The sequence below is a fragment of the Campylobacter sp. RM12654 genome, assembly GCF_020137585.1.
Classification (GTDB): domain Bacteria; phylum Campylobacterota; class Campylobacteria; order Campylobacterales; family Campylobacteraceae; genus Campylobacter_E.
In genome coordinates, this window is sequence record NZ_JACGAR010000021.1 from 25,052 (window position 1) to 33,878 (window position 8,827).

At 26.5% G+C, this 8,827-nt stretch carries 12 protein-coding genes; 10 read left to right on the forward strand and 2 right to left on the reverse strand.

From position 1 onward, the window contains the following. Nucleotides 1-116: 116 nt before the first annotated feature. From AVBRAN12654_RS07420 to AVBRAN12654_RS07445, 6 genes are read left to right on the forward strand one after another with little or no spacing between them, the layout of a single operon-like run. Nucleotides 117-347 carry an HP0268 family nuclease gene (locus AVBRAN12654_RS07420; protein ID WP_214118556.1) on the forward strand — a complete coding sequence of 77 codons (231 nt, stop codon included), beginning with the start codon at nucleotides 117-119 and terminating at the stop codon, nucleotides 345-347. Then, nucleotides 344-1,645, forward strand: coding sequence for a tRNA (N6-isopentenyl adenosine(37)-C2)-methylthiotransferase MiaB (miaB, locus tag AVBRAN12654_RS07425; RefSeq protein ID WP_336614221.1), 1,302 nt, complete (start codon nucleotides 344-346; stop codon nucleotides 1,643-1,645). The genes AVBRAN12654_RS07420 and miaB overlap by 4 nt, the downstream gene beginning before the upstream one ends. Then, nucleotides 1,626-2,261: a lysophospholipid acyltransferase family protein gene (locus tag AVBRAN12654_RS07430; protein ID WP_214118560.1), complete on the forward strand. Its 636-nt coding sequence runs from the start codon at nucleotides 1,626-1,628 to the stop codon at nucleotides 2,259-2,261. Before miaB ends, AVBRAN12654_RS07430 begins: the two co-directional genes overlap by 20 nt. Next, nucleotides 2,254-3,225, forward strand: a complete 972-nt coding sequence (locus tag AVBRAN12654_RS07435; RefSeq protein WP_336614222.1) for a hypothetical protein — start codon at nucleotides 2,254-2,256, stop codon at nucleotides 3,223-3,225. Before AVBRAN12654_RS07430 ends, AVBRAN12654_RS07435 begins: the two co-directional genes overlap by 8 nt. After that, entirely contained in the window at nucleotides 3,215-3,736 is a 522-nt protein-coding gene (locus tag AVBRAN12654_RS07440; RefSeq protein WP_336614223.1) for a hypothetical protein, read from the forward strand. The genes AVBRAN12654_RS07435 and AVBRAN12654_RS07440 overlap by 11 nt, the downstream gene beginning before the upstream one ends. Beyond that, complete coding sequence (locus tag AVBRAN12654_RS07445; RefSeq protein ID WP_214118565.1) at nucleotides 3,729-4,247, forward strand: hypothetical protein; 519 nt, start codon at nucleotides 3,729-3,731, stop codon at nucleotides 4,245-4,247. The genes AVBRAN12654_RS07440 and AVBRAN12654_RS07445 overlap by 8 nt, the downstream gene beginning before the upstream one ends. 22 nt (nucleotides 4,248-4,269) lie before the next feature. Here the strand turns inward: AVBRAN12654_RS07445 and AVBRAN12654_RS07450 are convergent, their stop codons facing one another. Beyond that, complete coding sequence (locus tag AVBRAN12654_RS07450) at nucleotides 4,270-4,902, reverse strand: superoxide dismutase (protein WP_214118567.1); 633 nt, start codon at nucleotides 4,900-4,902, stop codon at nucleotides 4,270-4,272. Between the two features lie 195 nt (nucleotides 4,903-5,097). On the opposite strand from AVBRAN12654_RS07450, the gene AVBRAN12654_RS07455 reads away from it, so the two are divergent. Beyond that, on the forward strand, nucleotides 5,098-5,811 hold the full coding sequence (locus tag AVBRAN12654_RS07455) for a DUF4198 domain-containing protein (protein WP_214120361.1): 714 nt from the start codon (nucleotides 5,098-5,100) through the stop codon (nucleotides 5,809-5,811). 75 nt (nucleotides 5,812-5,886) lie between these two features. Continuing rightward, on the forward strand, nucleotides 5,887-6,360 hold the full coding sequence (locus AVBRAN12654_RS07460) for a thioredoxin family protein (protein ID WP_214118571.1): 474 nt from the start codon (nucleotides 5,887-5,889) through the stop codon (nucleotides 6,358-6,360). On the opposite strand, the gene AVBRAN12654_RS07465 is transcribed toward AVBRAN12654_RS07460, so the two are convergent. Next, complete coding sequence (locus AVBRAN12654_RS07465; RefSeq protein WP_214118573.1) at nucleotides 6,357-6,860, reverse strand: gluconokinase; 504 nt, start codon at nucleotides 6,858-6,860, stop codon at nucleotides 6,357-6,359. The two genes, AVBRAN12654_RS07460 and AVBRAN12654_RS07465, sit on opposite strands and share 4 nt — an antisense overlap. Nucleotides 6,861-6,942: 82 nt before the next feature. Between AVBRAN12654_RS07465 and AVBRAN12654_RS07470 the strand changes: the two genes are divergently transcribed. After that, the gene (locus AVBRAN12654_RS07470; protein WP_336608864.1) at nucleotides 6,943-8,313 is read left to right on the forward strand and encodes a GntP family permease; all 1,371 of its coding nucleotides are present in this window, start codon (nucleotides 6,943-6,945) and stop codon (nucleotides 8,311-8,313) included. Nucleotides 8,314-8,551: 238 nt separating this feature from the next. Continuing rightward, on the forward strand, nucleotides 8,552-8,827 hold a 276-nt coding region (locus AVBRAN12654_RS07475), incomplete at its 3' end, for a twin-arginine translocation signal domain-containing protein (RefSeq protein WP_336614224.1).

An 8,827-nucleotide genomic window follows, 5' to 3' on the forward strand; every position in this document is an offset into this window, starting at 1 on the left:
TTTTACCTTTAATTGAAGTTTGAAGACTATTATTATATAAAAAATAACTTTTAATAAGTTTAATGAAAGAACTTTTTGTTATTATTTTATTTTTTTAATTTAAAAAAGGATATGAGATGAAATTTAAATTAGCAAAACAAACTTTAAATTCAAAACCAAAAGAAGTTACTATTGAAGAAGTTATAAAAATACTTGAAGAAAAAAAGGTTATATTTTTAGACCATTCAAATTCTAGTGAAGATATTACAAAATTAGTTGAAAAATTAAATAATTTTAAGGTATATGTAAATACGGTTAAATATGGTTTAGTAGAAGATGAATTTATTTATGAGGTACATATACTTTGAGTAAAAAATTATATATAGAAACTTTAGGCTGTGCAATGAATGTTCGCGATAGTGAGCGTATGATTGCAGAGCTTACCACTAAAGAAGGTTATGAAGTAACTACAGATAAAAAAGAAGCTGATTTAATATTAATAAATACTTGTAGTGTGCGTGAAAAACCAGTCCATAAGCTTTTTAGTGAAGTAGGTGGTTTTTTAAAAGAGAAAAAAGAAGGAGCAAAAATAGGCGTTTGTGGTTGCACGGCTTCACATTTAGGTAGCGAGATTTTTAAGCGTGCTCCACAAGTTGATTTTGTGTTAGGTGCAAGAAATATTAGCCGTATAACAGAAGCAATTAAAACTCCAAAATTTATAAGTAATGATATAAATTACGATGAAAGCGATTTTGCTTTTGCTGATTTTAGGAATAGTATTTATAAAAGCTATGTAAATATTATGATAGGTTGTGATAAGCATTGTGCTTATTGTATCGTCCCACACACTCGTGGTGATGAGCTAAGCATTCCAAAAAATATTATTTTAAATGAAGTAAAAAAAGCCGTTAGTAACGGAGCTAGTGAAGTATTTTTGCTAGGACAAAATGTAAATAATTATGGTAAAAGATTTTCAAGTAACCATCCTAAAATGGATTTTTCAGATCTTTTAAATGAGATTAGCGAGGTTGATGGGCTTGAAAGGATTAGATTTACTAGCCCACACCCACTTCATATGGATGATAAGTTTTTAGAAACTTTTGCAAAAAATCCTAAAATTTGTAAAAGTATGCATATGCCTTTACAAAGTGGTAGCACAAGTATTTTAAAAGCTATGAAGCGTGGTTATACTAGAGAATGGTTTATAAATAGGGCTTTAAAATTAAGAGAATTAGTTCCAAGTGCTAGTATATCAACAGATATTATCGTGGCATTTCCTGGTGAGAGCGATGAAGATTTTGAATTAACACTTGATGTAATGAGAAAAATTAGATTTGAGCAAATTTTTTCATTTAAGTATTCTAAAAGACCACTAACACCTGCAGCAACAATGCCAAATCAAATTCCTGAAAATATAGCAAGTACAAGGCTAACTAAATTACAAAGTTTATACAATGAAATTTTAGATGAGATTAGTGTAGCACAATTAAATAAAACTTATAAAGTATATTTTGAAGAATTAAGAGAAAATCAAACTATAGCAGGAAGAAGTGATAATAATTTCTTAATAGTTGTAAATGGTAGCGAAGAATTGCTTGGAAAAATGGTTGATGTAAAGATTACAAAGACTTCTAGGACAACCCTTTATGGCGAAATACAAAGTTAAAATTTTAGCTTTTATAATATTTATACTTTTAAATATTATTTATTTAACTTGTAAAAAAAGATTTTATGGAGAAAAAACTTTACCTAAAGAGCCTTGTATAGTACTTTTTTGGCATGGAAAACTTACTATGATGGCTTTTATTTTTGCTTATATGAAGAAAAATGGTTATAAAAAAAAGCCTTATGTATTAATAAGTAATCACAAAGATGGGGAATTAATTGCTAGTGTTATGAAATACTTTAATATAAATGCTGTTAGGGGTAGCACTTATGATTCTCCAGTTAAAGCATTGCTTGAAATTAAAAGTCTTTTAGGGCAAGGTCATGATGTATATATTACTCCTGATGGACCTAGAGGACCTTATCATAGTATTTCAGCAGGCTCTTATAAAATAGCTTTAAAATATAAAATTCCTACGATTATTTTTGATAATGCTGCAAGTAGATTTTATAGGGCTAAAAGTTGGGATAAGATGATTTTAGCTAAGCCATTTTCTACAATTGCTTATATTATTTCAAAACCGATATTATTAGATGAAGAAAATTCTGTTAATTTAATAAATAAGGAATTTAATAAACTAGAGCTTAAATTAAATGAAGAAGGTTTTTATGTTTAATATAAGAAAATACCTATCAACTATTTTTATTAATTTAGTAATTAAGGATAAAAGTTGTAGTATAGAAGCTTATTCTGTTAAAAATGAAAAAATTATTAAAATTCATCAAAGAACTTTTATTGAAGAAGATAAAAATAAATTACTAAAATATATAAAAACCTTAATTGATAATCATTATTTTACTTATGTTTCACTTTTATTTACTAGTATCGGTCAAGGAATGGTGCCGACAATTAATAAAACAGATTTACAAAAATTTGGTGTTGATAGTAGTGCTGTTAGTTTAAAAATCTTTGATAACTCGTTTTTGTATGCGGCTAAAACTGAATTAATCAATGCTGATATTGTTTTTGATGAATTGCAAGTGGATTTAATTTATTCTCCTTTTAGCATATTGTTTAAACTAATTCAAGATAAAAAAACAGATGGTTTTGTATTTGATGGCATAAGTTTATTTGTGTTAAAATACGGAGAATTCATTACTTTAATGATTTATGATGGTAAAAAATTTAAATTTGGTAGTTATTTTGAGCTTAAAATCAACAAAGATAATGAAGAAGACCATCAATCTTTAGAATTAGAAGAAGAAATTGAATTAGATAGCAATAACGATACATTAGAAGAACTTGATTTTGATGAATTTGATAATGTAAAGGTTGATGATAATTTTGATTTAGGAGCTGATTTAAATTCTGATTTGAATGAAAATTTACAATCATTTAGCTTGGATATGCAAATATTTGAATATATAAATAGTGCGATTAAAGAATTTTATAATAACAATATTTATGATAGTGATTTTATTAATAATATTATTATATTTGAACATGAAAAAAGTTCTAAAGCTATGCATTCTTATATTGAAAGTGAATTATTAATAAATCCTATTGTATATACAATTGATATATTTAAGGAAATGTTAAAATTAAGCAGTAATGATTTAGGAGCAAAAATTGATATATAGTCTTAAAAATGCTGAACAAAAACCTATATTAAATAAATTTAATAAATTATGCTTTTATTTTTTAATCTTCATTATTTTTGTAATTATATTTTTTGCTGTATTTATAAAAATAAAACAAGAATTAGCATATAGCGACGCACAACAAGCCAAAGAAAATAGTGATAAAATGGTAGAATTAATAGGAAAAAATAGGAATGAAATTATTTTAAATAAAGAATATATAGCTTTAGTAAGTGATATACAAGCTTCTAATATAAATTTAAAAAAGAGTATAAAAAATTTATTTGACTTAGTTCCTGATAGTATAGTTTTAAATGAAGTTCTAATGGAGCAAAAAAGCTTATTGATTAAAGGAATTACTCCAACAAAAGAAATTTATAATAATTTATTGCAAACACCGCTTCAAAGTATTTTTGAAACATCAAAAACTAATTTTATACAATTAAATTCTGGTTGGTATAACTTTGTAAGCATTAACACTATTGAAAATTCTGAGGGTTTTAATGAATAAAGATAATAGTATGAGTAAAATTGATATAGTAAAGTTGCTATTATGGTTGAGTATATTTTTGATTACTATTTTTACTCTTAGTGCTTTGCTTATAATTCCAAGTGTAAATAAATTAAAAGTTGCAAATGAAGTTTTAAGCTCTTCAAATTCAAAATTTCAGCAAAATAAAGCAAAAAATGAAAGTATTGAAAGACAATTAAATGATTATTTATCAGAGAATAAAACCAATTTAGCAAAAATTCATAATGAATTTGATATTGAAAAATTTAAAAATCATTGCAAGACTTTTTTTGATGAAGTGAATTTAGATAAGAATTTAGATTTTAGCGAAGATTATGTAAGCTATCAGTTATCAGTAAGCACAAAAATAACAAGTCCAACTATTTTTTATGATTTTATAGATTCTTTAGACAATTTTCCAAATATTTTACGAGTTCATTTCCCAATAGTTTTAAAATCTGATAAGAATTTAATAAAAGCACAATTTAACATTCAAGTATATAAAAGATAAGCCTACAAAAGTAGGCTAAGAATTATTTATGCAATTCATTTGCATAGAATTTAACAGAATTAAAGCCTTCTTTTAAAGCCCATTCGTAAGCGCTTGATACAAATTCCCAATTAATATGCTTATAAAAACCTTCAAGGTAAGCTGCTCTTGCATTTCTGTGGTCAATATAATAAGCGTGTTCCCAAACATCAACAACTAATAAAGGAATTAATTTATCAGTAATTGGAGTTGCTGCATTGCTTGTTTTTACTAATTCAAGTTTTTTACTTGTAGTATTATATACAAGCCAAAACCATCCACTACCAAATAAGCCTGTAGCACCTTTTATAAATTCATCTTTAAAGTTTGAACAGGTTCCAAAAGCTTCATTAATTGCTTTTTCTAATTCAGCACTCATTTTACTTTCTTTTGGACTAATGCAGTCAAAATAAAAATCGTGATTATAAACTTGTGCAGCATTATTAAAAATACCTTCTTTAGAAGTTAAGATAATATCAACTAAATCTTTTTTTTCAAATTCTGTTCCAGCAATCAAATTGTTAAGATTATTAACATAAGTTTGATGGTGTTTACCATAGTGATAATTGAAAGTTTCTTCAGTTAAAAAGCCTGAAAACGCATTTGTCGCATAATTTAATGTTCTTAATTTAAACATCTTTTCTCCTTAATTTTAAAATTTGTATTAAAAATATATCAAAAAAAAGATAATATTTATCTTATTTAAAATCCTTTTTTATTTGTAAAAAATATATTTATTAAAGAAAATTAAAATTATTATCAAATTAAGAAAAAATTAATAAATAATTCATATAATAATCAATATCAAATTAATTTAAAAAAAGGATATGTTATGAAGTTAAGTAAAATTACATTAGCTAGTATTTTTGTTGCAAGTTCTGCATTTGCTCATCAATTTTTTCCAATGAAAACAGATGATGGTTATAAGGTTGGATTTTGGGCTGATGATCACTGGGGTCAATTTCAAAGCGATAGAATATTTGGGGTAAGCGCAAAAGATTCTAAGGGTAAAAAGCTTAAAGCTGGATATGATTATTTAAATAATAAAATCTTTATAGAAGGTAATCCATCAGTAGCTAGTGTAAATTATGATTTTGGTTATTATACTTTTACAAAAGATGGCAAACATTATTCTCAAGCTAGAAATGAAATTACCGACATTACAGGTGCAAATGAAGTAACCCAAACTAGAAAAATATTTAAAATGGGTAAAAGTATATTCGCTTGGGACGAAGCATCAAGTAAGCCTTTAGGGTTAAAATTTGAAATAATTCCATTAGAAAATCCACTAGACAAAAAAGTAGGTGATAAATTAAAAGTTCAAGTATTGTTAGATGGAAAACCTATTAGTGGGGTTGAATTTGAAGACCAAAATGATGATATAGATGATATTACAACCGATGAAAAAGGTATTGCAACTTTAACTCTTAGCAAACCTCAAGATGGCTTGCAAATTATTGCAGCTGGTATAAAATTGCCTTATAATCTTGATAGATACGGAGATACTTTACAGCTTACTGCTACTTTAAGTTTTAAATCTAAATAATATTTTTAATCCCTAATTGTTAGGGATTAAAAGAAATATTTTAAAATACCTTTATTAAATTTAAAGGTTTTTAAAATGAAAACAAAAGTGTTTTTTGCTATATTAATAGCTGCTTTTGGCATTTGGTATTATTATTACAACGAAGGTAGTTATACAAAAACAGATGGTTTTGAATTAACTTATATAGATAATAGTATTATTAAAAATTATAATTCAAATATATTGTTAAATTTTTGTAATACTAGTAATTCATCTTGCAATCAATTTCAGCCAATTTTAAAATCAGTTTATAATGAACTAGGTAATTTGAATGTAAAAATTTTAAATATTGATATTTTTGACAATCCTGAATTATTGAATAAATTCCCAATTTCTTTAATACCGATACAATTTTTTTATACAAAAGATGGGGTAAATTTCAAACCAAAATCAGAAATTGGAAAGAAATTTAAAGAAGTTAATTTCAATGATGAAACTTTTTATTATCACTTAGGTATTTTAACGCAAGAAGAGATAATGTTGATTTTTGAAGAAATGCAAAACTATTAAAGTTGGTCTAGTTTTATTAGTGCATCTTCAACAATTTCTCCAATAGGTGGGGTAATATCAATATTTATTACTAAATCTTCATTGTGTGGAAATTCTAATGTTGAAAATTGAGAATCAATCATATTTTCTTTCATATAATGACCGCTTCTTTTACTCATTCTTTGCATTATTAATTCTTTTGAGCCGTGTAAATGAATAAAGATAATTTTACCAGATTGTCTTATTTTATCTCTATATTGTTTTTTTAATGCAGAACAAGCTATGACACAAGAGCGGTTTCTTCTTGAAATTGAGTAAAATACATCAGCAATTCTTTCAAGCCAAGGTTCTCTATCTAAATCATTTAATGGAACCCCACTTTGCATTTTTTCTATATTTGCTCTTGGGTGTAAATCATCTCCATCTATAAAGCTAGCTCCTAAACTATTTGCAATCATAGCTCCAACCGTACTTTTGCCACAGCCACACACTCCCATTACAACAATATTATAATGTTTCATTAATTATCCTTTTTTATAAAAATCTTGCTATTTTTAACCTATTTTTCTTAATATTACATAAATTCAAATAAAAGGAGAAATAATGCAAGAGCTTAGTGCTTCTTACTTATTATGTGTTGCCGCAGTTGCGGTTGTTTTATTATTATTTATGATTATGAAATTAAAAATTCACGCTTTCATATCATTAATAATAATAAGTTTTTTAACTTCTTTAGCAGCCAATACGCCGCTTGATAAAATTTTAGGAGTAATGCTTGGTGGTTTTGGTTCAACTTTAGCAAGTGTTGCTTTATTAGTTGGTATTGGTGCTATGATAGGTAAAATTTTAGAAGTTTCTGGTGGAGCTCAAGTTTTAGCTGATACTTTAATTGAGTTTTTTGGGGTGCAAAGAGCTCCATTTGCACTAGGTTTAGCTTCATTGATTTTTGCTTTCCCTATATTTTTTGATGCAGGGTTAATTGTAATGTTGCCTGTTATATTAAGCGTAGCTCATAAATTAAAAGGTTCTGTTTTAACTTATGCACTTCCTTCAGTTGGTGCATTTTCTGTAATGCATGTTTTCTTACCACCACACCCAGGTCCAGTTGCAGCAGCAGCTACAATAGACGCTAATGTTGGTTGGGTTTTAATATTAGGACTTATTATTGGTCTTCCTACTTGGTATTTTAGCTCTTATTTATTTGGGCTTTATTCTGGTAAAAAAATGTATTTTAAAGCACCAGATTTATTTGAAGATGAAAAAATAGAAATTAAACATAAACCTAAATTCTTAACCGTAATATTTATATTATTAACCCCTGTAGTATTGATTTTTATAAGTGCAATTATCTCATCTATGCAAAAATTAGAAATAATCGCAAAAAATGATATATGTTTTAATGTTTTAAATCTAATAGGTCAAACTCCAATCGCTCTTATGATTACTTTAATAATTTGTATTATTGTATTTAATAAGAGTTTAGGAGCTAAAAATCTTGAAAAATATTGTGAAAAAGCTCTTCCTGCAATTTGTTCTGTAGTGCTTGTAACCGGTGCAGGTGGTATGTTTGGCGGTGTTTTAAGAGCTAGTGGAATAGGTGATGCGTTGGCTGGAACTTTAGCTAATTTAGGCGTTCCTGTTATTTTAGCTGGTTTTATAATAGCAGCAATTATTAGAATTGCTCAAGGTTCAGCTACTGTTGCACTTACTACAACAGCTGGTTTAATGGCACCAATTATTGCAGCAAATACATCAATTGCAGAATTTGATAAAGTTGCTATCGTTTTAGCAATAGCTTGTGGTAGTGTTGTTTGCTCTCATTTTAATGATTCTGGATTTTGGCTTGTAAAAGGCTTATTTGGTTTAGATGAAAAAACAACTCTTAAAACTTGGACTATTCTTGAAACTTTAATAGGTGTTATAGGTTTTGTATTAATACTTATAATTTTAGCTTTATTTAATCTTGTATTTTAGTGTTTTTACTTTGGAATTTAAAATTATATTTTAAATTCCATTTTTAATTAATTCTTCTTAAATAATATAGTTTTCATTATATTTATATATTATTCCTTTTTGCTATTGGGGGGGGGTATTTAATATCTATATAATAATTAAGAATATATTATTCTATTTACTTAATTCTTAAATTATTTTATTATAATTTTATCTAACTTATAAAATTAAGTTTTATTTAAATTTTTAAGGAGAATTTATGGAAAAGTTATCTCGTAGAAGCTTTTTAAAAGGTGCAGCAGGAGTAGCAGCTAGTGCGTCAAGTTTAGGTGCTGTTGATTTTATTGGTGAAAACGCTATTCCTAAAATAGATGAAAGCTTAATTAGTGCTTCACATTTTGGAGCTTATCATCCAATTATTAGAAGTAGCAAAGTTGAAGGATTTAAGGCTTTTAATGGGGATTTTAAACCAACAACTCTTATGAATGGTGTAGTAAATAGAGTATATTCACAAGATAGAATTAAAAACCCAAGT